Raw genomic sequence first — 20,884 nt, 5'->3', positions numbered from 1 at the left:
GTCCGGCGGTTGGTGGCTGTGGTGGCTGCGGAAGGAAGGACGGGCCGGTCGGGCCACTAGACGTGTCCGGCGGCGCTCGGCGCGGGCGCGGTGCCGGCGGCCCCCGCGGACGCTGCCCGGGGCAGGGTCCGGGCGCCGGACCGGTCTCTCTGGAGGGCGATGGCCTCGCGGTAGCGCTCGGCGGTGCCGAGGGCGGCCTGACGCCAGGTGAAGCGGGCCAGCACCCGCTCCCGGCCGGCCGCGCCGAGCCGGCGGCGCAGCTCCTCGTCGCCCAGGAGGCGGAGCAGCCCGCCCGCCAGCGCACCGGCGTCCCCCGGAGGCACCGCGAGACAGGTCTCGCCGTCCGGGCCGGCGACCTCGGGGATGGCGCCGCCGGTGGTGGCCAGCAGGGGCGTGCCGGTGGCCATCGCCTCGGCGGCGGGCAGCGAGAAGCCCTCGTAGAGGGAGGGAACACAGGCGATCTGGGCGCTGCGCACCAGGTCGACGAGTTCGGTGTCGCTGATGCCCTTGACGAACTCGATGGCGCCGGACAGTCCGAGCCGCTCTATGGCGGCGGCGACCGGCCCGTCGTCGGCACGCTTGCCGACGACCACCAGATGCGCGTCGGGATTCTCGGTGCGCACCTTGGCGAGCGCCTCGACGAGGTGGATCAGCCCCTTGAGGGGGACGTCCGCGCTGGAGGTGGTGACGATCCGGCCCGGCACCTCGGGCACCGAGGCATCCGGCGAGAACAGGTCGGTGTCGGCGCCGATGTGGACGACATGGATGTGTCCGGGGCGGACCCCGAGATCGTCGACGATCTCCTGGCGGGAGGAGCCGGAGACGGTCAGCACGGACGGCAGCCGCCGGGCCACCCGCTTCTGCATCCGGGTGAAGCCGTACCAGCGGCGGACGGAGGCCCGGCGCTTCCAGCCGTCGGCGGCCGCCAGATCGAGCCGCCGGTCGACGGTGATGGGGTGGTGGATGGTGGTGACCAGCGGCGCACCGAGCGCGCCGGGGCCGCCGAGGAGGCCGTAGCCGAGGGTCTGGTTGTCGTGGACGACATCGAACTGGCCGCGACGGGCGGCGAGATGGCGCCGGGCCCGCAGCGAGAAGGTCAGCGGCTCGGGGAAGCCGCCGGTCCACATCGTGCCGACCTCCAGGGCGTCGATCCAGTCGCGGTACTCGCCGCGCTTCGGCGTACGGAACGGGTCCGGCTGGCGGTAGAGGTCCAGGCTGGGCAGTTCGGTGAGGGTCACCCCGTCGTCGACGACGGGGTAGGGCTGGGCGCCGATGACCTCGACGGTGTGGCCGAGGCGGGCCAGTTCGCGCGAGAGGTGGCGTACGTAGACGCCCTGTCCGCCGCAGAACGGGTTCCCCTTATACGTGAGCATCGCGATCCGCAGGGGACGCTCGCCGTTCGTCGGGGCGGAGGCCGGGGAGGCCTCTGCGGGGCGAGGCGCGGCTGCCTGGACGGCCTCTGCGGTCACGCTCGGCCCCCTTCTCACTGGACTTTCGCCGGAGCGTAACCGCTGGCGGTAATCTAGAACAAGTTTCAGAACTGATTGGCTACTGATCAGTTCACCGAGCTTCGAATCTACCGGCCGAGAACGAGGCGAAAAGAGCCGCACCAGGTGATTCGCGCCACCACCCGCCCCCCTGCCATGCTGTGCCGAGCACACCACCGGCACTCGCCGCATCGCGGACGGAATGCCACGGAATGGGAAATATGACTACGGAATCCAAGGCGGCCAGACCGACCCTTCCCGCGAGTCCTCCCCTGACCGAGCGTCAGGAGGCCCGGCGCCGCCGCATCCTGCACACCAGCGCCAAGCTGGCGTCCCGTGGCGGCTTCGACGCCGTGCAGATGCGCGAGGTCGCCGAGTCCTCGGGCGTCGCGCTCGGCACCCTCTACCGCTACTTCCCCTCCAAGGTGCATCTGCTGGTCGCCACCATGCAGGACCAGCTCCAGCACATGCACGAAACGCTGCGCAAACGCCCGCCGTCGGAGCAGGAACCGGGCGCCCGGGTGGCCCAGACCCTGATGCGGGCCTTCCGCGCACTGCAGCGCGAGCCGCATCTCGCGGACGCGATGGTGCGCGCGCTGACCTTCGCGGACCGCTCCGTCAGCCCCGAGGTGGACACCGTCTCCCGGCTGACCACCGCGATCATCCTCGACGCGATGGGGCTGGACGGCCCCGCCACCCCCGAACAGCTCTCCGCGGTCCGGGTCATCGAGCACACCTGGCACTCGGCCCTGATCACCTGGCTGTCGGGCCGGGCCTCGATCGCCCAGGTGAAGATAGACATCGAGACGGTCTGCCGGCTGATCGACCTGACCTCGCCGGACCGCGAGAGCGGTAGGCGGTAAGCGGTAAGCCGTAAGCGTAGGCCGTAAGCGTTAACCTCGGCCTCGCCACGGGTAGTTGGCCCGCAAGGGGTCCACCGACCCCCTACGGGACGCCACTCCACGCCCCGTACGGGCCCCCGCTCCGGGCTCCCGCCACGGAACTCCCGCTCCGGGGCTCGCGCCACAGGGCTCCCGCCCCGGGGCTCCCGCCCCCGCACCCCGGGCCGCCCCGACCCCGCCTCCGGCGAGGCCGCCGCTCATTCCTCCGGCGGGAAGACCGCCTCGCCGCTGCCGGACACGGAGAGGGTGATCGCCTCCACGGGGCACCCTTCGGCCGCCGCCAGGACGCTCTCGGCGGCGTCCGCCTCCGGCGCCACCGGGTGCGACTGCCGGGCCGTATCCAGCCGGAAGCCGTCCGGGGCCGTGGCGGCGCACATCCCCGACCCGATGCAGACGCTCCGGTCCACCACCACCTCCCAGCGGTCCCCCATCAGGCACCCGCCGGCAGATGGATCATCTTGTGCTCCAGGTATTCGCCGAAGCCCTCGGGCCCGAACTCCCGCCCGATGCCGGAGTTCTTGTAGCCGCCGAACGGGCCGAGCATGTCGATGCTGAAGGTGTTCACCGAGTACGTACCGGTGCGCACCTGCCGGGCGATCTCGATGCCATGGTCGACATCGGCCGTCCACACCGAGCCGGAGAGCCCGTAGTCGGAGTCGTTGGCGATCCGTACCGCCTCCGCCTCGTCGTCGTACGGCAGCAGACAGATGACCGGGCCGAAGATCTCCTCACGGGCGATCCGCATGGAGTTGGCGACCTCGCCGAAGAGCGTCGGCTCGACGTACCAGCCCGTGGCCTGCTCCTTGGGACGGCCGCCGCCGGTCAGCACCTTGGCGCCCTCCTTCTGCCCGAGCGCGATGTAGTCCAGCGAGCGCTGCTGCTGACGGCGGGCGACCAGCGGGCCGACTTCGGTGGCCGGGTCCAGCGGGTCGCCGACGGTGAGCGCCGAGGCCGCCGCGGTGAACCGCTCGGCGATCTCGTCATAGCGGCTGCGCGGGGCAAGGATCCGCGTCTGGGCCACACACGCCTGTCCGTTGATCATCCAGGCGAACGGCACGATGCCGGCCACCGCCGCGTCCAGATCCGCGTCCGGCAGGATCACCGCCGCGGACTTGCCGCCGAGCTCCAGCGTGACCCGGCTGAGGTTGCGGGCCGCGACCTCCATGACCCGCTTGCCCGCCGCCACCGAGCCGGTGAACGACACCTTGTCCACGCCCGGATGCCCGACCAGGTACTCGCTCACCTCACGGTCCGCCGGCAGGATCGACAGCACCCCCGGCGGCAGTCCGGCCTCCGTCACGATCTCCGCGAGCAGGTAGGCGTCGAGCGGGGTCTCCGGTGACACCTTCAGCACCACCGAGCAGCCGGCCAGCAGCGCCGGCGCGAGCTTGGCCGCGGCGGTGAACTGCGGGACGTTCCACGGCACCACGGCCGCGACCACTCCGGCCGGCTCCCGCCGCACCAGCAGCGGTCCCAGCACCCCGCTCCGCCGCTCCTCGAACGGGAAGTCGCGGGCCACCGTGAGCGCCGCGTCCCACACCAGCATCGCGGCCAGCGACTGCACCATGACACCGGAGTTGAAGGGGGTGCCGTTCTCCGCGCTGATGACCTTGGCGATCTCCTCGCTGCGGGCCGCGAAGGCGTCCTTGATACGGGTCACCACCGCGATCCGGTCCGCCAGCGGGGCGTTCGCCCACACCCCTGACTCGAAGGACGTACGGGCCGCGGCCACCGCACGGTCGACATCGGCCCGGGAGGCGTGCGGCACCCGGCCGATGACCTGTTCGGTGTGGGGCGAGACGACCTCGATCGTGTCGCGGCCGGCCGGATCGGCCCACTCACCGCCTATGTAGAGCTTGCCGTGCTCGACGAGGTCGCTCATCGCTGCCGCCTCCTGCGGGTTGGCCGCCTGTCCGGCGGTCCCTGCCGGTTCCCTGTCTTTGCCGAGGTGCATCGTCGTTGCCAATGCGCATCGCCATTGCCGGGGTACGTCGTGGCTGTTGAGGTACTTCGCGTTGCCGAGGTACTTCGTCGCTGCCGAGGTACTTCTACTTCGTCGCTGCCTACGGACATCGGATGCGCTTGCCGGCGGTGCGTCAGACCCACTCACCGCATCAGGAACTGATACCAGTTCTAGTTCGAGGAGTCCACGGCACCGGCCGAATCCCAACTCACCGCAGCCGAAGGGGCACTTCAAGCCGCATTGAAACCAGTTCTAGTTATAGTGAGGCCGGGTACCGGGTGTATGCCGCACCGAGAGGGGACCGGGATGACCACGCAGGTGACCGACCACAAGGGCGGGGTGTGGAGCATCGCCGTCCCCATCCCGGACAACCCGCTCGGCCACACCCTCGTCCACCTCCTGGAGACCGACCGCGGGCCGGTGCTCATCGACACCGGCTGGGACGACCCGGACTCCTGGGACACCCTCGTCGCCGGCGTCACCGCCTGCGGGTTCGGCCTCACCGACCTCCACGGCGTCCTGATCACCCACCATCACCCCGACCACCACGGCCTGTCCGCCAAGGTCCGGGAGGCCTCCGGCGCCTGGATCGCGATGCATGCCGCCGACACCGCGGTGGTCCGCCGCACGCGCGAGGCCGAACCGGGCCAGTGGCTCGATTACCTGCTCACCAAGCTCGCAGCGGCGGGCGCACCGGACGACCATCTGGCGCCTCTGCGGAAGGCGCGCGCCACTGGGGGCGGCCGGAAGCTGCCCGGCCGGCGGGCCGCGCTGCCGGACCGCGGTATCGACCCCGGCGCGCTGCTCGATCTGCCGGGACGCCGGGTGCGCGCCATCTGGACGCCCGGTCACACCCCCGGGCATGTGTGCCTCCACCTGGAGGAGGAGCACCCCTCGGCGCGGACCCCCGGCTTCGGCCGGCTGTTCTCCGGCGACCACCTCCTGCCCGGCATCACCCCGCACATCGGCCTGTACGAGGCCCCGGACGACGGTCTTGGCGCGCACGATGGCGCGCACGAAGGGGAGAGCCTGCGGGAGGGCACCGACCCCCTGGGCGACTACCTCGACTCCCTCGAACGCGTCGGCCGGCTCTCCCCCGCCGAGGTGCTGCCCGCCCATCAGCACGCCTTCACCGACGCCGGTGGCCGGGTGCGCGCGCTGATCGCCCACCACGAGGAGCGGCTGGCCCGGCTGAGAGCGCTGCTCCAGGAACCGCGCACCGTCTGGCAGCTCGCCGAGACCATGGAGTGGAACCGCCCCTGGGAGCAGATCCCGTACGGCTCCCGCAACATCGCCGTGTCGGAGGCCGAGGCCCATCTGCGCCGTCTGGTGAAGCTGGGGCATGCGGAGGGGGTGCCGGGCTCCGATCCGGTGACCTACCGGGCGGTGGGGTAGCTCGGTCGTCTCGCCGTCGCCTTCTGTGGCGAGGCGAGGGGCGGGTGTGGCGGGACGCGGGGGCGGGTGTGGCGAGGCGAGGGGGCGGGCTGCTTGACGTGTGCCCGGCGCCTGGCCTCTTCGGCGCCCCGGCAGCAGGTTCGGTGCCCAGCACGTTCGGCACCCCGGCAGGTTCAGTGCCCAGCTCGTACCCGGTCCTCGTCCCTCCGGCTCGTCCGGCTCGTCCGACTACCGTCCCCCCGGCTCCCGTCCCCCCGGCTCACGCCCGGCTCATGCGCGGCTCCCCCCGGCTCGCGCCCACTTCCGTCGGCTCGTACGTGCGAGCGAGCGCCCGGCGGGTGCCGGTTAAGGTGTGCGGGACAACTTCATCCGTACCCGATCGGGGGAAGCCGGTGGAAATCCGGCGCTGACCCGCAACCGTGAGGACGGCCCGTCCGTACCGCGCCGGCTGGACCGGCAGGGACGGCCGTACGAGCCGGAGCACCCGAGGGGGCACGACCAAGGCTCCCGCCACCGGAAACGTCCGCCACACGGGCGGCCGGTGCGCGGCACCGTCGAGGTATACGGAGCCGAGCCCGGTGCCACCGCGTCGCGATCCGAGGGGATCGGCGCGCGGGTGGTCGGCCGAGCGTGGCTGCGTACATCGCCGCGACCCGACCCGAGAGGCACCGACCCGATGGCCCCCATGGCTTCCATGGCTCACCAGGCCCCCCTGACGCACCCCGCCGCCTTCCTGGCGCGCCGCGCCGCCACGGCGCTGGCGGCCGCGGTGGTGCTGGGCGCGGCCGCTGCCCCCGCCGCGTACGCCGACTCCCCTTCCGCGTCCCCCAAGAAGCTGCCGGACGGCCTGTACGGCACCGAGGACCCGAAGTACGACGGGGTCTGGCGGCAGTCGCTGGCACTGCTGGCACAGGACACGGTGGGGCTGCGGCCCGCGGCGTCCGCCGTGCGCTGGCTGGTCGGGCAGCAGTGCGCCGACGGCGCGTTCACCGCCTTCCGCGCCGAGCCCGGCAAGCCCTGCGACGGCAAGACCATGCGGGACACCAACCAGACGGCCGCCGCCGTGCAGGCACTGGCCGCGCTCGGCGGGCACGGTGACACCGTGAAGAAGGCCGTGGGCTGGTTGAAATCGGTGCAGAACGAGGACGGCGGCTGGAGCTCGATGGCCGGTTCGCCCAGCGACGCCAACTCCACGTCCGTGGTCATCGGCGCACTCGCGGCGGCGGGCGAGAAGCCGCAGTCCGTGACGTCGAAGAAGGGCGGCAAGACCCCCTACGACGGGCTGCTCACCTTCCAGCTGGGCTGCGACGCGAAGGAGGGCGAGCGCGGCGCGTTCACCTTCCAGCTCAAGGGCGCCGCCCCGAACGCCGACGCCACCGCGGCCGCCGCGACCGGAGCGCTCGGAAAGGGCTTCGTCGTCGCGCCCGCAGATCAGCGCGCAAAGGCCCCGGTCAAGCCGCTGAACTGCAAGGATGCCGGGGGCGAGAAGGCGGGCAAGGGCGATCCGGCGCAAGCCGCGGAGGGTGGCGACGCCTACCTCGTCGCCCAGCTCGACAAGAACGGGCAGCATCTGCTCTCCGCGATGCCGGGCGCCGAGAAGCAGCCCGACGTCGGCAACACCGCGGATGCCGTGGTGGCGCTGGCGGCCGGTGGGCACGGTGCCGCCGCGGCGAAGCCGCTGAAGTGGCTGGAGAAGAACGCGGCGGAGTGGGCCGAGCAGAGCGGCCCCGCCGCATACGCCCAGCTGGTGCTGGCCGCGCACGCCACCGGCACCGACCCGCGCTCCTTCGGCGGAACCGACCTGGTGGCCGCGCTCAACGCCACCGGCCCCAAGCCGGCCGCCGCGCCGAAGAAGGACGCCGGGGACTCCGACGACTCCGCGGACGGCGGCGCCATCAGCGTGTGGTGGGTCATCGGCGTCGGTCTCGCCATCGGCGCCGGCATCGGGTTCCTGCTGAGCAGCCGGAAGAAGAACCAGCTCTGATGCGGCGTTCCAGGATCGCCGGCGCCGTGCTGCTGGCCGGTACGGTCACCGGCCTGTCCGCCGGGCCCGCGCAGGCGCAGGAGTACCGCTACTGGTCGTTCTGGGACGGCAAGGGCGGCTCCTGGGCGTATGCCACCCAAGGGCCGGCCACCCTGCGGCCGGCCGACGGCGCGGTCGAGGGCTTCCGCTTCACCGTCGGCGCCGACTCCGCCGCGGCCGGCAAGCCGCGCGGGGCCGCCGACTTCGACGCGATCTGCCGCGACACCCCCGCCAAGGACGGCCGTAAACGGATCGGCATCGTCCTCGACTTCGGCACCGCGGCGGACGCGCCCGGTGGCGAGCGGCCGCCGAAGGCCAGGACCGAGTGTGCTCAGGTGTCGGAGGACGCCTCGGCGGGCGAGGCGCTGGCGGCGGTCGCCGGGCCGCTGCGCTATGACGCCAACGCCCTGCTGTGTGCCATCGCCGGCTACCCGAAGGCGGGGTGCGCGGAGGCGGTGAGCGGATCGAAGGAGCAGGCGTCCTCCGCCGCGCCGTCCGCGGGGGCGGGGGACCGTGACGGCGCAGACGGCGAGGGCGACGGGAGCGGGGACGGCGGGCCGTCCGCCGGGCTGCTCGGCGGGGGCGCGGCCGTCGTCGTCCTGGGTGCGGCAGCGGTGTGGCAGGCACGCCGCCGACGCGGATGAGCGCCCCGCAGGCGACCCGCACCACCGCGCTGCACGCCGGCGCCTGGTGGCTGTGGGCACTGGGCCTGGCCACCGCGGCCTCCCGAACCACCGATCCGCTGCTGCTGGGGCTGCTGGTGGGCGTGGCCGGCTATGTCGTCGCGGCACGTCGTACGGACGCGCCATGGGCCCGCTCGTACGGTGCGTTCGTCAAGCTCGGGCTGGTCGTGATCGCCATCCGGCTGGTCTTCGCCTTCTTCCTGGGCTCGCCGATTCCCGGTACGCACACCCTCGTCACCCTGCCCGAAGTGCCGCTGCCGGACTGGGCGAAGGGCGTCCGGATCGGCGGCCGGGTCACCGCGGAGGGCATGGTCTTCGCCCTGTACGACGGGCTGAAACTGGCCACCCTCCTCACCTGTGTAGGCGCCGCCAATGCGCTCGCCAACCCCGCCCGGCTCCTGAAGTCCCTGCCCGGTGCGCTCTACGAGGCGGGCGTCGCGGTGGTCGTCGCGATGACCTTCGCCCCGAACCTGGTCGCCGACGTCCAGCGGCTGCGCGCCGCCCGCCGGCTGCGCGGGCGTCCCGACCGCGGGATCAAGGCACTCCTCCAGGTCGGGCTGCCGGTGCTGGAGGGCGCGCTGGAGCGCTCGGTGGCACTGGCCGCGGCCATGGACGCACGCGGCTACGGCCGCAGCGCCCAAGTGCCGCCCGCCGTACGCCACACCACGTCCGTGCTCACCCTCGGCGGGCTGCTCGGCGTCTGCGCGGGAACCTATGGGCTGTTGGGCGACACCGGGGGCGGCTACGGGCTGCCGCTGCTGCTCGCCGGGCTGGCGGCGGCGCTCGCCGGGCTGTGGCTCGGTGGCCGCCGGTCGGTGCGCAGCCGCTACCGGCCCGAGCGGTGGGGCGCCCGCGCCTGGCTGGTCGCGGGCTCCGGCATTGCCGTCGCCGCCCTGATGATCTGGGCGAACGACTATGCGCCGGCCGCCCTGCACCCTCCCGCCGTCCCGCTCACCGCCCCCGTCCTCCCTCTCTGGCCGGCCGTTTCCGTTCTCGTGGGGCTGCTGCCCGCGTTCGTCGCCCCGCTCCCGTCGAGCGCGGACCGGGCCGGGTCCGGTGGTGCGTCCCGTGGCGGTCGCCGTGCCTCTGATGCCGTTCCCCGTATGAAGGAGCCCACCCAGTGATCCGGTTCGAGCAGGTCTCGGTCACCTACGGCGATGCCGCGGCGCCCGCCGTCCAGGGCATCGACCTGACCGTCCCCGAGGGCGAACTGTGTCTCCTGGTCGGCCCCTCGGGCGTCGGCAAGTCCACCGTCCTGAACGCCGTCTGCGGCCTCGTCCCGCACTTCACCGGCGGCACTCTGCGTGGCCGGGTCACCGTCGACGGCCGGGACACCCGCACCCACAAACCCCGTGAACTGGCCGATGTCGTCGGCACCGTGGGCCAGGACCCACTGGCGCACTTCGTCACCGACACCGTCGAGGACGAACTCGCCTACGGCATGGAGTCGCTCGGCCTCACCCCCGAGGTGATGCGCCGCCGGGTCGAGGAGACCCTCGACCTGCTGGGCCTGGCGGAGCTGCGCGACCGCGCGATCACCACGCTCTCGGGCGGGCAGATGCAGCGGGTGGCCATCGGGTCGGTCCTCACCACCCACCCCAAGGTCCTGGTCCTCGACGAGCCGACCTCCGCACTCGACCCCGCCGCGGCCGAGGAGGTGCTCGCCGTTCTCCAGCGGCTGGTCCATGACCTCGGTACCACGGTCCTGCTGGCCGAACACCGCCTGGAGCGCGTGGTCCAGTACGCCGACCAGGTCATCCTGCTGCCCTCCCCCGGCGCTCCCCCGGTCATGGGCACCCCCGCCGACATCATGGCCGTCTCCCCCGTCCACCCCCCGGTCGTGGCGCTTGGCCGCCTCGCCCGCTGGTCTCCTCTCCCCCTCTCCGTGCGCGACGCCCGTCGCAAGGCGGCTCCCCTGCGCGAGCAGCTGACGGGGGTCCCGCCACAGGCGCCGGGAAGGAGCGCGGAGGGTACGCCGGCAGCGTCGGACGCTGCCGCGGAGGTCTCCGGGCTCGGTGTGCGCCGGGGTCGGACCGAGGCACTGCACGGGGTGGATCTGACCGTGCGGGGCGGCGAGACGATCGCTCTGATGGGGCGTAACGGTGCGGGGAAGTCCGCCCTGCTCACCACCCTCGTCGGTATGCATGAACCGTCGTCCGGCACGGTGCGGGTCGGTGGTGCCGTCCCGCACCGCACCAGCCCCCGGGCCCTTCTGCGGCACGTCGGCCTGGTCCCCCAGGAACCTCGTGACCTCCTCTACGCCGACACCGTCGCCGCCGAGTGCACCGCGGCCGACCAGGACGCCGGCGCCCCCGCCGGCAGCTGCCGGGCCCTGGTCGCCCGGCTGCTGCCGGATGTCCCGGAATCCGTTCACCCCCGTGATCTGTCCGAGGGCCAACGGCTCGCCCTTGCCCTCGCGGTCGTACTGACCGCCCGTCCCCCACTGCTCCTTCTCGACGAGCCCACCCGCGGGCTGGACTACGCCGCCAAGGCCCGTCTGATCGAGGTGCTGCGCACCCTGGCCGCCGAGGGCCATGCCATCGTCCTGGCCACCCATGACGTGGAACTCGCCGCCGAACTGGCGCACCGTGTCGTCATCCTCGCCGACGGCGAGATCGTCGCCGACGGTCCCACCGACGAGGTCGTGGTGTCCTCGCCTTCCTTCGCACCGCAGGTCGCCAAGGTCCTCGCCCCGCTGCCCTGGCTGACCGTTCCCCAGGTGGCCCGCGCTCTGGAGGCCCTCGCATGACCGTGCCCCCACCCCGTCCGGAGGGCCTCGGACCCGTCTCCGGCTCCGGCTCCGGCTCCGGCCGCCCCGGCGCCGGTCACCAGGCCCGTGCCGTGCGGCTCGGGCCCCGCTCCATCGCCGCGCTGGCCCTGATCTCGGCCATCGGCGTGATGGCTTTCGGCTGGCCGCTGCTCGCCGACTCCGCCTCCGGGCTCGCCCATTCCAAGGACGCGCCCTGGCTGTTCGCCGCGCTGCTGCCGATGCTGCTCGCCGTCGTCGTGGCGACCATCGCCGACACCGGTCTGGACGCCAAGGCCATCGCGATGCTCGGCGTACTGGCCGCGGCCGGGGCCGCGATGCGCCCCCTGGGTGCGGGGACGGCCGGCATCGAGCCGATGTTCTTCCTGATGGTGCTGTCGGGCCGGGTTCTGGGGCCCGGGTTCGGGTTCGTGCTGGGTTCCGTGGCGATGTTCGCGTCGGCGCTGCTGACCGGCGGTGTCGGCCCCTGGATGCCGTTCCAGATGCTGACGATGGGGTGGGTGTCGATGGGCGCCGGCCTGCTGCCGGGGCCCGACCGGCTGCGCGGCCGCGGTGAACTCGCCATGCTCGCCGCGTACGGAGCTGTCTCCGCCGTGCTCTACGGCCTGGTCATGAACCTCCAGGGCTGGCCCTATATCGCCGGCCTGACCTCAGGGGTCTCCTTCGTTCCCGGCGACCCGCTCAATCAGAACCTCGCCCGCTATCTCGCCTACTGCCTTGCCACCTCCCTCGGTTGGGACCTCCCCCGGGCCCTGGTCACCGTGATCCTCACCTTCACCCTCGGGGGCACCGTGCTCAAGGCCCTGCGCCGTGCCACCCGCCGCGCGGCCTTCGATGTCCCCGCCTCCTTCGCTCCCGATCCGCCCCAAGGTGCCGCCGCCTCCCGGTGACGTGACCCGTGCCCTGGCCCTTGCCCGGCGGGTGATCGTCTGCCCGAGCCTTTGGACGGCCCTGGCGCCCTCCGGAGCCGTATCAGCGGGCGACGGGCAGTGTGCGGGCTATGGAGGGCTGCGAGCGCAGGAAGGACACATAGTGGTCAGCGTCGGCCCCTTGGTCGACGGCCTTGGCCCTGACCCCGTGGCCCGTCAACTGCCGTGCGCAGCTACGGGTGTTGGCTATGGGGACGTCCCGGTCGCCGGTGGCGGAGTAGAGGGTTATCCGCACTCCTCGGCCCGGCTTCCAGTCGCAGGTGCGGTCATTGACGCGGAGCGCTTCCAGCAGGGCGCCGGAAGGGTGCCGGAGCTTGCGGTACCAGGTGTCCGTCAGCAGGTCTTCGAGGCGTTCGGGCAGCTTGCCGGCGATGTCTTCCGCCGGGTGCTCACTGTCGAAGAGGTCCTCGACCCGGTCGGCGTAGGGGGCTCGGAACACCTCGGCGGGATCGTTGTAAAGCGGATGCAGGCGGTTCTGGGCCGTGAGGAAGAAGGAGAGGTAGAAGACGGCGGACCGGGGGTCGATACGGCCGTCGAACATCCCGGGGAGTTCCGCGCCGACGAGGTCGTACGGCCCGCCGACCGGAGCGAGCATCCCGAGGCGGAAACGCGGATCGGCGCCGCGGTGCAGCTCGCGGCCCAGTGCCATGGCGACCTGCCCGCCCTGGGAGAAGCCGGTGACGGACACCGTGCGGTCAAGGGTGGCGCCAAGCTTGGGGGCGGCCGAGTGCGCTGCCCGGAGCATGTCGAGGGAGGCCGAGACGGAAGACCGGGCGTCCATGTACGGGTGGCGTCCGGGGCTGGTGCCGAGGCCGAGGTAGTCGGGGGCGAGGGCGACGCGGCCGGCCGAGGCGTACAGCACCGACACCGCCCGGTCGGGGCCGTCCGCCATCGAGGGGGCGTAGCCGCGGTAGGCGAGGGTGCCGTGGGTGTGAACGACGGGCGGGAGATGGCGGGAGTCGCCGCCCGTGGGGAGGGCGAGCAGGCCGGAGGCGGTGGTGGGTCGGCCGTCGGGGGTGATCGTGCGGTAGGTCAGGCGGTATGCGGCGACGCCATGCCTGGCGGTGCCGGTCTCCAGGCCCTGTTTCTGTGCCTGGCCGATGACCTCGGCCCGGCTCTGCCGGCCGAGGGGCGTGAGCGAGAGGAGTGTCCCGCGCCCCTGGCCACTTCTCGGTGCGGCGACGGCGTGAACCGACTCTCCGGACTCTGCCCGCTGCGTCGTGAAGGCCGCCGGCGCCGCGAGGGCCGGGGCCGTGGTGAGCGCCGCCAGCACGAGGGCGGCGCCTGCCACCAGGGCGCGCGGGACGCGTCGTTGCCCGCGCGGTGTACCCGCCTCGGCCGGCATACCGGATGCGGCCGGACCGTCGGAGGTGGGCCTTACGCCGGCCGCTGCCGGAGGGGAAGAGGAGGAAGCGGAAGAGGAGGAAGAAGAGAAAGAAGAGGAAGAGGGATGCTGCCGCGGTGTTCTGTTCGTCATGTCGTTGACGGTACGGAGATCACGCGCCTTGCAGAATGCGGCTTTCCACCCAACTCAGCTGTGGTTTTCCTCAGGTTGGGGAGGGGCCCAGCAACGCCCCGGCAACACCCCCGCCCCCCCGCACTGCGGTCCTCGGCGGTAGGCGGCTGTCCGCTACAGCCGCTGGATGATCGTCCCCGTTGCCAGTGCCCCGCCCGCGCACATGGTGATCAGGGCGAATTCCTTGTCCCTGCGTTCGAGTTCGTGCAGTGCGGTGGTGATCAGCCGGGCGCCGGTGGCGCCGACCGGGTGGCCGAGGGCGATGGCGCCGCCGTTCACATTCACCTTCTCCAGGTCCTGTTCGAAGACCTGCGCCCAGGAGAGCACGACGGACGCGAAGGCCTCGTTGATCTCGACCAGGTCGATGTCCTTGAGGGACATCCCGGCCTTGCCGAGCACCGCGCGGGTGGCGTCGATGGGGCCGTCCAGGTGGAAGTGCGGATCGGCGCCGACCAGCGCCTGGGCCACGATGCGGGCCCGCGGCTTGAGTCTGAGGGCGCGCGCCATGCGCTTGGAGGCCCACATCAGCGCGGCGGCGCCGTCGGATATCTGGGAGGAGTTGCCCGCCGTGTGGACGGCGGTCGGCATCACGGGCTTGAGGCCGCCCAGCGCCTCCATGCTGGTGTCCCGCAGCCCCTCGTCGCGGTCGACCAGCCGCCACATGCCCTGGCCCGCGGCCTGCTCCTCCTCGGTGGTGGGGACCTGGACGGCGAAGGTCTCCCGTTTGTAGCGCTCCTCGGCCCAGGCGGCGGCCGCCCGCTCCTGTGAGATCAGGCCGAGCGAGTCGACGTTCTCCCGGGTCAGCCCCCGGTTGCGGGCGATGCGTTCGGCCGCTTCGAACTGGTTGGGCAGATCGACATTCCACTCGTCGGGCCAGGGCTTGCCGGGGCCGTGCTTGGAGCCGCTGCCGAGCGGCACCCGGGACATCGCCTCGACGCCACAGCCGATGCCGATGTCGATGACACCGCCTGCGATCATGTTGGCGACCATATGGTTGGCCTGTTGGGAGGATCCGCATTGACAGTCCACGGTGGTCGCGGCGGTCTCGTACGGGAGGCCCATCGTCAGCCAGGCGTTGCGTGCCGGGTTCATGGACTGTTCGCCGGCGTGGGTGACGGTGCCGCCGACGATCTGTTCGACGCAGTCGGGCTGGATGCCCGTACGGGCGAGGAGTTCGCGGTAGGTCTCACCCAGGAGATAGGCGGGGTGGAGGTTGGCGAGCGCACCTCCGCGCTTGCCGATGGGGGTGCGTACTGCTTCGACGATGACGGGTTCCGCGGCCATGACTGACTCGTCCTCTCCTCGCGTCCGCGGATGTTCCGGCACCCACGGAAGAAGAACTAGTACGCGTTCTAGTTCTACAAACAGTCTTATGAGACGCCCTCCGGGGCGCAAGGGGCGTGCAACACCCTTGTCCACAACCGGAGTCGCCAGACCCCTTGCCACTTGTAGAGCGCGTCATTACCTTCACCGCACCCATACCTGATGAACCGTCAGACGTCTCGGATGGACCAGGAGTCGCCGATGCCATGTCCCGCGCTGCCCGACGGGTTCGACTTCACCGACCCCGACGTCTACCAGTCCCGCGTTCCGCTCCCCGAGTTCGCACAGCTGCGGCGGACCGCGCCCGTGTGGTGGAACGCCCAGCCGCACGGTATTGCCGGCTTCGGTGACGACGGGTACTGGGTCGTCACCCGTCATCAGGACGTCAAGGAGGTGTCCACCAAGCCCGAGATCTTCTCCGCGAGCCTCAATACCTCGATCATCCGCTTCAACGCGGCCATGACCCGCGACCAGATCGACGTACAGAAACTCATCATGCTGAACATGGACCCGCCCGAGCACACCAGGGTCCGCCAGATCGTGCAGCGCGGCTTCACCCCGCGCTCGATCCGGGCCCTGGAGGACGCGCTGCGCCACCGGGCGGAGCAGATCGTCGCCGAGGCGCGCCGGAAGGGCTCGGGGGACTTCGTCACCGATGTCGCCTGCGAACTCCCCCTCCAGGCCATCGCGGAACTCATCGGCATCCCCCAGGACGACCGGGCGCGCATCTTCGACTGGTCGAACAAGATGGTCGCGTACGACGATCCCGAACTGGCCATCACCGAAGAGGTCGGCCTCAATGCGGCCACGGAGCTGATCTCGTACGCGATGAACCTCGCCGCGGTGCGCAAGGAATGCCCGGCCAAGGACATCGTCAGCCAACTGGTCGCGGCGGAGGACGAAGGGAATCTCGGCTCCGACGAGTTCGGCTTCTTCGTGCTGCTGCTGGCGGTGGCCGGCAACGAGACCACGCGTAACGCGATCACCCACGGGATGCATGCCTTCCTCACCCATCCCGACCAGTGGGAGCTCTACAAGCGCGAGCGCCCCGGGACGGCGGCCGAGGAGATCGTCCGGTGGGCGACCCCGGTGGTCTCCTTCCAGCGCACCGCCACCCAGGACACCGAGCTGGGCGGCGCGGAGATCAACAAGGGCCAGCGGGTGGGGATCTTCTACTCCTCCGCCAACAACGACCCGGAGGTCTTCGACCACCCCGAGGTCTTCGACATCACCCGGGACCCCAACCCCCATCTGGGCTTCGGGGGCGGCGGCCCGCACTTCTGCCTCGGCAAGTCCCTGGCGGTCCTGGAGATCAACCTGATCTTCGGTGCCATCGCGGATGCCATGCCCGGCATCTCCCTGGCGGGCGACCCGCGCCGGCTCCGCTCGGCCTGGCTCAACGGCGTCAAGGAGCTGCAGGTTCACTACGGTTGACGGCGGCGCCGCGGCCCAGGAGAGCGGCGACGGAAGCGGACGGTAAACGGGCGGGACGCTCACTCCGATCACGGAGGGTGGGCGTCCCGCTGATGCGTGGACCCCTATGACCCCGCGGCGTGCCGCACCTGCCCGTAGGGGCCGTCGGCCCGCCATCCGGGGCGCGCGAAACCGCGCCGAGGAAAAGCCGGACCAGGGGTATGTCCGAAACCGGTTCCTCCCTCAACCTTGCCAGCTGTCATTGGCAGACTTACATTCAACTCGCCAGTAACACTCGGCAGTTAGCCCGTTGCGCGCACCGCTCAGCACCGTCTGCGCCCCCGAGCCGCATCTTCTCCCCCATGCGCTCACCCCCGGCTCCTCCGCGCGTTTCAGCACCACACGCAACCCTGCACTCACGCATTCCCCCCACACGTTTCGACGGTGCGCTCCACCGCTCTTCGAAGGGGACATACCACCATGAAAGACGCACACGGCAGACCTGTCACGGGACGGATCAGCTGGCGGAAGTTCGCCGTGCTGTCCGTCCCGGCGCTCGCCGGCACCGCCGCCCTGGGCATCGCCCTGGCCAACGGGGCGCTGGCGGCGTCGTTCGCCGTCTCGGGACAGCAGTTCAAGGTCTCCGCGGACAGCCTCAAGGGCGACGGATTCGCCCAGTACGGCAGTGTCGACACGAACGCCAGGGGAGACCTCCTGCCGGTCGCCGTCACCGCCATCAAGACCGCCCAGCTGAACCATCTGTGCCAGTCGGTCGTCACCCATCTGCCCGTTGTCGGCGATATCTCGCTCAACCTCAGCGCCGGTACGGGCAGCACGCCCGTCGAGGCGACCAATCTCTTCGTGGACGCCACCCAGCTCTCCGGCAACGCGTCCTTCCACCAGATCGAGATCGGCCGGGACGCCTCCACCCTCGACAAGGGACCGGACAGCGCCCAGGGCATGCAGGACCTCTTCGCCCAGCAGGCCGATGACGTCAGCATCAGCAAGCTCCGGCAGACCGCCTGGGCCACCAATGCGGGGACCTTCAAGCTGTCCGGTCTGAGCATGAAGATCTCCAAGGGCAAGAAGGAATGCTTCTGACCTGGCGGCGCTGGCGGACGGGACGGCCCTTCTGGGGTGGTCTTGCGGCCGTCATCGCCGGCGCCGAGATCTGCGCCATCCCTCTGGCACCGCTGAAGATCATGCTGCAACAGGGGATCGCCGGCATCCCGTCGGTCCTGATGGGGCTGGTGATGATCGTGATGGGGCTCTCGGCGTGGTTCGCGCCGCACTACCGGGGTATCGCGGGTGTGCTCACCGTGCTGTGTGCGGCGGCCGCGCTGGTGATGTCCAACCTCGGTGGCTTTCTGATCGGCACCGTCATCGGGATTCTCGGCGGCTCGATGATCTTTGCCTGGCAGCCGGTCACTCCGACGGGACCCGAAGCCCCCGAGGCACCCGGGGCCGCTGCCGCGCCGGGCGGCGGCGCGCCCGCGCCCTGCGAGCCCTAGCCACCTCCCGCCCGCCGTCCGCCGCGCCCGCCCGTACGCGTACCCCCACGCCTTCGTCCGCGTACGGGGCGGACCGCTGCCCGCGCCACCCGCCGCACCGCTCCTCCGGCACCCCACCCCTCAGAAGGAGAACCACGATGACGATGACGCACCCCACCCGCCGTACGCCCCGTCAGCGCGTCTTACGCACCGCCGGAACCGGAATCGTCGCGGCCCTCGGTCTGGCCCTCGCCGTGACGAGTCCCGCGACGGCACAGCCGGCCGGGACGCCGTCCGCCGCCGCGCCGTCCACGACCGTGAGTCCCGCGGGTCACAGCTTCACCGCCAAGCTGAGCGGCAAGGCCACCTTCAAGGCAGGTTCGGTGACCGTCACCTGCTCGACCTCGGTCTCCAGTGGGCAGGTGCCTGCCGCCCCCGGCAACCAGAACCCGGAAGGCCCGGTGAGCAGTTCCACCACCCCGGCGACCTACGGCTCCTGCACGACGAGCATGCCGGGTGTCAGCGCGACCGTCACCACGACCGGCACCTGGGGCGTGGCCATGCAGTACGGGACGCCGGTGACCGCCGGACTGACCATCCCGGCCGGCGGGTTCGTGCTCAAGACCAGCGGGCTGGCGTCCTGCACGGTGACCGCGGCGCCCACCTCGGCGGCAACGGTGAACGGCAGCTGGACCAACGGCGCGCCGTCCACCCTCACCTTCACCAATGCGTCGGTGCCGGTGAAGGTGGTGGGCGGCTTCGGCTGTCCGACCAGCGCGACCAGCTCGACGTTCAACGCCGCCTACACGGTCAGCGACACCACCGATCCCGCATCCCAGATCACCGTCACCGGCTGAGCACCGGCTGAGCCACGGGTGGCGTCCGTTCCCCGAGCGGGCGTCACCCTCTCAGCGTGCGTTCAGACCGGCGGCCACCACGGTCACCAGCACCGCCACGGCCACCGTGCCGCTCAGGAACGCGGTGATCAGCCGGCGCCGCAGGGCCCGGTAGACGCCTTCGTACTCGGTCCGCAAAGCGGCGCTGCGGGTCGCGATGCGCTCCAGGTAGGTCCGCGACGCATCGCGCTGGTCCTGGCAGTAGCGCAGCTCCACTTCCCGCCGCTGGGTGTCGGTGAGCCAGGGCAGACCGGCGCAGAAGTCCTGCGCGCGGGTGCGGGCCCGGTCCTTCTCCGCCTCCCAGAGGAGAAATCCCTCGATCTCGTTGACGGCCTGGTCCAGCGGCATTTCCGCGGCCCTCCGCATTCCTCCGTCCCGCCCCGTTCCCTCGGCCTTCTGCATTTGTCCGCCCCTCCGCCTTCCCTCGCTCATGTGCGTGCCCCGATTTCGGTGGGGGCGGCGTCCTCGGCGGCCGCCATGGCTTCGATCTCGCGTGCGATCTCCGGGTGGTGCAGGTCGAACGCCGGGGATTCGGAGCGAATACGCGGCAGCGTACGGAAGTTGTGCCGCGGCGGCGGGCAGGACGTCGCCCATTCCAGCGAACGGCCGTATCCCCAGGGGTCGTCGGTCTCGACCTTCCGGCCGTACTTCGCGGTCTTCCAGACGTTGTAGAGGAACGGCAGGAGGGAGAGCCCGAGGAGGAAGGAGAAGATGCTGGAGAGGGTGTTCAGAGTGGTGAATCCATCGGCGGCGAGATAGTCGGGGATACGGCGCATCATGCCTTCCGCGCCGAGCCAGTGCTGGACGAGGAAGGTGCCGTGGAAGCCCACGAACAGCGTCCAGAAGGTGATCTTGCCGAGCCGCTCGTCCAGCATCTTGCCGGTGAACTTCGGCCACCAGAAATGGAACCCGGAGAACATCGCGAAGACGACGGTGCCGAAGACCACGTAGTGGAAGTGCGCCACGACGAAGTACGAGTCGGAGATGTGGAAGTCCATCGGCGGCGAGGCCAGGATCACACCGGTCAGACCACCGAACGTGAAGGTGATCAGGAAGCCGATCGCCCACAGCATCGGCGTCTCGAAGGACAGCGAGCCCTTCCACATCGTGCCGATCCAGTTGAAGAACTTCACACCGGTCGGCACCGCGATCAGGAACGTCATGAACGAGAAGAACGGCAACAGCACGCCGCCCGTCACATACATGTGGTGCGCCCACACCGTGACCGAAAGACCGGCAATCGAAATCGTCGCCGCAATCAGACCGATGTAACCGAACATCGGCTTCCGGGAGAACACCGGAATGACCTCGGAAATGATGCCGAAGAACGGCAGGGCGATGATGTACACCTCGGGGTGGCCGAAGAACCAGAAGAGGTGCTGCCAGAGCAATGCGCCACCATTGGCCGCATCGAAGACATGCGCACCGAATTTACGGTCCGCCTCCAGCGCGAACAGCGCCGCCGCCAGCACCGGGAAGGCCAGCAGGACCAGCACACCGGTCAGCAGCACGTTCCAGGTGAAGATCGGCATCCGGAACATCGTCATGCCAGGCGCCCGCATACAGATGATCGTCGTGATGAAGTTGACCGAACCGAGGATCGTGCCGAAGCCCGAGAGGGCCAGACCCATGATCCACATATCGCCGCCGATTCCGGGGGAATGCACCGAATCGGAGAGCGGGGCATAGGCGAACCAGCCGAAATCCGCGGCTCCTTGAGGCGTCAGAAAACCACCGACCGCGATCAGCGAGCCGAAGAGGTAGAGCCAGTAGGCGAACATGTTCAGCCGGGGAAAGGCGACATCGGGCGCGCCGATCTGCAGCGGCATGAGCCAGTTCGCGAATCCGGCGAACAGCGGCGTCGCGAACATCAGCAGCATGATCGTGCCGTGCATCGTGAACGCCTGGTTGAACTGCTCGTTCGACATGATCTGGTGGCCGGGACGGGCCAGTTCGGCGCGCATCACCAGGGCCATCAGACCGCCGAGGCAGAAGAAGGCGAACGCGGTGACCAGGTAGAGCGTGCCGATGGTCTTGTGGTCGGTGGTCGTCAGCCACTTCACGGGAAACTTCATGCCCGGTAGGTGTCCGGAGCCG

The 20,884-nt window shown here is 71.0% G+C and carries 17 protein-coding genes, 1 pseudogene and 1 riboswitch; of the genes and pseudogenes, 11 read left to right on the top strand and 7 right to left on the bottom strand.

Features of this window, described 5'->3' with window-relative positions; genetic code table 11:
- Positions 1–56 precede the first annotated feature (56 nt).
- Positions 57–1,469 carry a glycosyltransferase family 4 protein gene (locus STRNI_RS29335; protein WP_026170311.1) on the bottom strand — a complete coding sequence of 471 codons (1,413 nt, stop codon included), beginning with the start codon at positions 1,467–1,469 and terminating at the stop codon, positions 57–59.
- A gap of 239 nt (positions 1,470–1,708) precedes the next feature.
- Here STRNI_RS29335 and STRNI_RS29330 point away from each other — a divergent pair, with 239 nt between their 5' ends.
- The gene (locus tag STRNI_RS29330; RefSeq protein WP_159488421.1) at positions 1,709–2,350 is read left to right on the top strand and encodes a TetR family transcriptional regulator; all 642 of its coding nucleotides are present in this window, start codon (positions 1,709–1,711) and stop codon (positions 2,348–2,350) included.
- A 236-nt stretch (positions 2,351–2,586) separates the two neighbouring features.
- Here STRNI_RS29330 and STRNI_RS29325 read toward each other — a convergent pair whose 3' ends face one another.
- Positions 2,587–2,820, bottom strand: coding sequence for a ferredoxin (locus tag STRNI_RS29325; RefSeq protein ID WP_018093329.1), 234 nt, complete (start codon positions 2,818–2,820; stop codon positions 2,587–2,589).
- Positions 2,820–4,271, bottom strand: a complete 1,452-nt coding sequence (locus STRNI_RS29320; protein ID WP_277412322.1) for an aldehyde dehydrogenase — start codon at positions 4,269–4,271, stop codon at positions 2,820–2,822. The genes STRNI_RS29325 and STRNI_RS29320 overlap by 1 nt, the downstream gene beginning before the upstream one ends.
- Positions 4,272–4,658: 387 nt before the next feature.
- Between STRNI_RS29320 and STRNI_RS29315 the strand changes: the two genes are divergently transcribed.
- From STRNI_RS29315 to STRNI_RS29290, 6 genes are all read left to right on the top strand, one after another.
- The gene (locus STRNI_RS29315; protein ID WP_159488419.1) at positions 4,659–5,747 is read left to right on the top strand and encodes an MBL fold metallo-hydrolase; all 1,089 of its coding nucleotides are present in this window, start codon (positions 4,659–4,661) and stop codon (positions 5,745–5,747) included.
- Between the two features lie 331 nt (positions 5,748–6,078).
- A riboswitch (cobalamin riboswitch) is annotated at positions 6,079–6,200 on the top strand.
- A 223-nt stretch (positions 6,201–6,423) separates the two neighbouring features.
- Positions 6,424–7,731: a prenyltransferase/squalene oxidase repeat-containing protein gene (locus STRNI_RS29310; RefSeq protein WP_277412321.1), complete on the top strand. Its 1,308-nt coding sequence runs from the start codon at positions 6,424–6,426 to the stop codon at positions 7,729–7,731.
- Positions 7,731–8,414 carry an SCO2322 family protein gene (locus tag STRNI_RS29305; RefSeq protein WP_277412320.1) on the top strand — a complete coding sequence of 228 codons (684 nt, stop codon included), beginning with the start codon at positions 7,731–7,733 and terminating at the stop codon, positions 8,412–8,414. The genes STRNI_RS29310 and STRNI_RS29305 overlap by 1 nt, the downstream gene beginning before the upstream one ends.
- Positions 8,411–9,577, top strand: a complete 1,167-nt coding sequence (locus tag STRNI_RS29300; protein ID WP_159489465.1) for a CbiQ family ECF transporter T component — start codon at positions 8,411–8,413, stop codon at positions 9,575–9,577. The genes STRNI_RS29305 and STRNI_RS29300 overlap by 4 nt, the downstream gene beginning before the upstream one ends.
- Complete coding sequence (locus STRNI_RS29295) at positions 9,574–11,202, top strand: ABC transporter ATP-binding protein (RefSeq protein ID WP_277412319.1); 1,629 nt, start codon at positions 9,574–9,576, stop codon at positions 11,200–11,202. Before STRNI_RS29300 ends, STRNI_RS29295 begins: the two co-directional genes overlap by 4 nt.
- The gene (locus STRNI_RS29290) at positions 11,199–12,110 is read left to right on the top strand and encodes an ECF transporter S component (protein WP_277412318.1); all 912 of its coding nucleotides are present in this window, start codon (positions 11,199–11,201) and stop codon (positions 12,108–12,110) included. Before STRNI_RS29295 ends, STRNI_RS29290 begins: the two co-directional genes overlap by 4 nt.
- An 82-nt stretch (positions 12,111–12,192) precedes the next feature.
- Here the strand turns inward: STRNI_RS29290 and STRNI_RS29285 are convergent, their stop codons facing one another.
- Positions 12,193–13,494: an alpha/beta hydrolase family protein gene (locus STRNI_RS29285; protein WP_277412317.1), complete on the bottom strand. Its 1,302-nt coding sequence runs from the start codon at positions 13,492–13,494 to the stop codon at positions 12,193–12,195.
- A gap of 285 nt (positions 13,495–13,779) precedes the next feature.
- On the bottom strand, positions 13,780–14,949 hold the full coding sequence (locus STRNI_RS29280; RefSeq protein WP_018093338.1) for a steroid 3-ketoacyl-CoA thiolase: 1,170 nt from the start codon (positions 14,947–14,949) through the stop codon (positions 13,780–13,782).
- A 240-nt stretch (positions 14,950–15,189) separates the two neighbouring features.
- Between STRNI_RS29280 and STRNI_RS29275 the strand changes: the two genes are divergently transcribed.
- The 4 genes from STRNI_RS29275 (at position 15,190) to STRNI_RS29260 (ending at position 18,748) form a co-directional block, all read left to right on the top strand.
- Positions 15,190–16,422, top strand: a complete 1,233-nt coding sequence (locus STRNI_RS29275) for a cytochrome P450 (protein ID WP_277412316.1) — start codon at positions 15,190–15,192, stop codon at positions 16,420–16,422.
- A gap of 459 nt (positions 16,423–16,881) precedes the next feature.
- Positions 16,882–17,502: a DUF6230 family protein gene (locus STRNI_RS29270; RefSeq protein WP_093647389.1), complete on the top strand. Its 621-nt coding sequence runs from the start codon at positions 16,882–16,884 to the stop codon at positions 17,500–17,502.
- Positions 17,493–17,912, top strand: coding sequence for a DUF6114 domain-containing protein (locus STRNI_RS29265; protein ID WP_277412315.1), 420 nt, complete (start codon positions 17,493–17,495; stop codon positions 17,910–17,912). The genes STRNI_RS29270 and STRNI_RS29265 overlap by 10 nt, the downstream gene beginning before the upstream one ends.
- A 137-nt stretch (positions 17,913–18,049) precedes the next feature.
- The gene (locus STRNI_RS29260; protein ID WP_018093342.1) at positions 18,050–18,748 is read left to right on the top strand and encodes a hypothetical protein; all 699 of its coding nucleotides are present in this window, start codon (positions 18,050–18,052) and stop codon (positions 18,746–18,748) included.
- A gap of 51 nt (positions 18,749–18,799) precedes the next feature.
- On the opposite strand, the gene STRNI_RS29255 is transcribed toward STRNI_RS29260, so the two are convergent.
- Positions 18,800–19,135 (bottom strand): hypothetical protein, encoded by a 336-nt coding sequence (locus tag STRNI_RS29255; protein ID WP_159488412.1) that lies wholly within the window; start codon positions 19,133–19,135, stop codon positions 18,800–18,802.
- 80 nt (positions 19,136–19,215) lie between these two features.
- A pseudogene (gene ctaD / locus STRNI_RS29250) lies at positions 19,216–20,850 on the bottom strand (aa3-type cytochrome oxidase subunit I); the annotation flags it as partial.
- Positions 20,851–20,884: the final 34 nt, after the last annotated feature.

Source organism: Streptomyces nigrescens (assembly GCF_027626975.1).
Taxonomy (GTDB): Bacteria; Actinomycetota; Actinomycetes; order Streptomycetales; family Streptomycetaceae; genus Streptomyces; species Streptomyces nigrescens.
The sequence above is the reverse complement of the archived record's forward strand: the minus strand, read 5'-3'. Positions and strand labels throughout refer to the sequence as shown.

What these genes read in the sequence shown, in the direction of transcription:
- STRNI_RS29330 (WP_159488421.1), top strand. Translation starts at nt 1,709, where the DNA reads ATGACTACGGAATCCAAGGCGGCCAGACCGACCCTTCCCGCGAGTCCT.
- STRNI_RS29325 (WP_018093329.1), bottom strand. Translation starts at nt 2,820, where the DNA reads ATGGGGGACCGCTGGGAGGTGGTGGTGGACCGGAGCGTCTGCATCGGG.
- STRNI_RS29320 (WP_277412322.1), bottom strand. Translation starts at nt 4,271, where the DNA reads ATGAGCGACCTCGTCGAGCACGGCAAGCTCTACATAGGCGGTGAGTGG.
- STRNI_RS29315 (WP_159488419.1), top strand. Translation starts at nt 4,659, where the DNA reads ATGACCACGCAGGTGACCGACCACAAGGGCGGGGTGTGGAGCATCGCC.
- STRNI_RS29310 (WP_277412321.1), top strand. Translation starts at nt 6,424, where the DNA reads ATGGCCCCCATGGCTTCCATGGCTCACCAGGCCCCCCTGACGCACCCC.
- STRNI_RS29305 (WP_277412320.1), top strand. Translation starts at nt 7,731, where the DNA reads ATGCGGCGTTCCAGGATCGCCGGCGCCGTGCTGCTGGCCGGTACGGTC.
- STRNI_RS29300 (WP_159489465.1), top strand. Translation starts at nt 8,411, where the DNA reads ATGAGCGCCCCGCAGGCGACCCGCACCACCGCGCTGCACGCCGGCGCC.
- STRNI_RS29290 (WP_277412318.1), top strand. Translation starts at nt 11,199, where the DNA reads ATGACCGTGCCCCCACCCCGTCCGGAGGGCCTCGGACCCGTCTCCGGC.
- STRNI_RS29285 (WP_277412317.1), bottom strand. Translation starts at nt 13,494, where the DNA reads ATGCCGGCCGAGGCGGGTACACCGCGCGGGCAACGACGCGTCCCGCGC.
- STRNI_RS29280 (WP_018093338.1), bottom strand. Translation starts at nt 14,949, where the DNA reads ATGGCCGCGGAACCCGTCATCGTCGAAGCAGTACGCACCCCCATCGGC.
- STRNI_RS29275 (WP_277412316.1), top strand. Translation starts at nt 15,190, where the DNA reads ATGCCATGTCCCGCGCTGCCCGACGGGTTCGACTTCACCGACCCCGAC.
- STRNI_RS29270 (WP_093647389.1), top strand. Translation starts at nt 16,882, where the DNA reads ATGAAAGACGCACACGGCAGACCTGTCACGGGACGGATCAGCTGGCGG.
- STRNI_RS29265 (WP_277412315.1), top strand. Translation starts at nt 17,493, where the DNA reads ATGCTTCTGACCTGGCGGCGCTGGCGGACGGGACGGCCCTTCTGGGGT.
- STRNI_RS29260 (WP_018093342.1), top strand. Translation starts at nt 18,050, where the DNA reads ATGACGATGACGCACCCCACCCGCCGTACGCCCCGTCAGCGCGTCTTA.
- STRNI_RS29255 (WP_159488412.1), bottom strand. Translation starts at nt 19,135, where the DNA reads ATGCCGCTGGACCAGGCCGTCAACGAGATCGAGGGATTTCTCCTCTGG.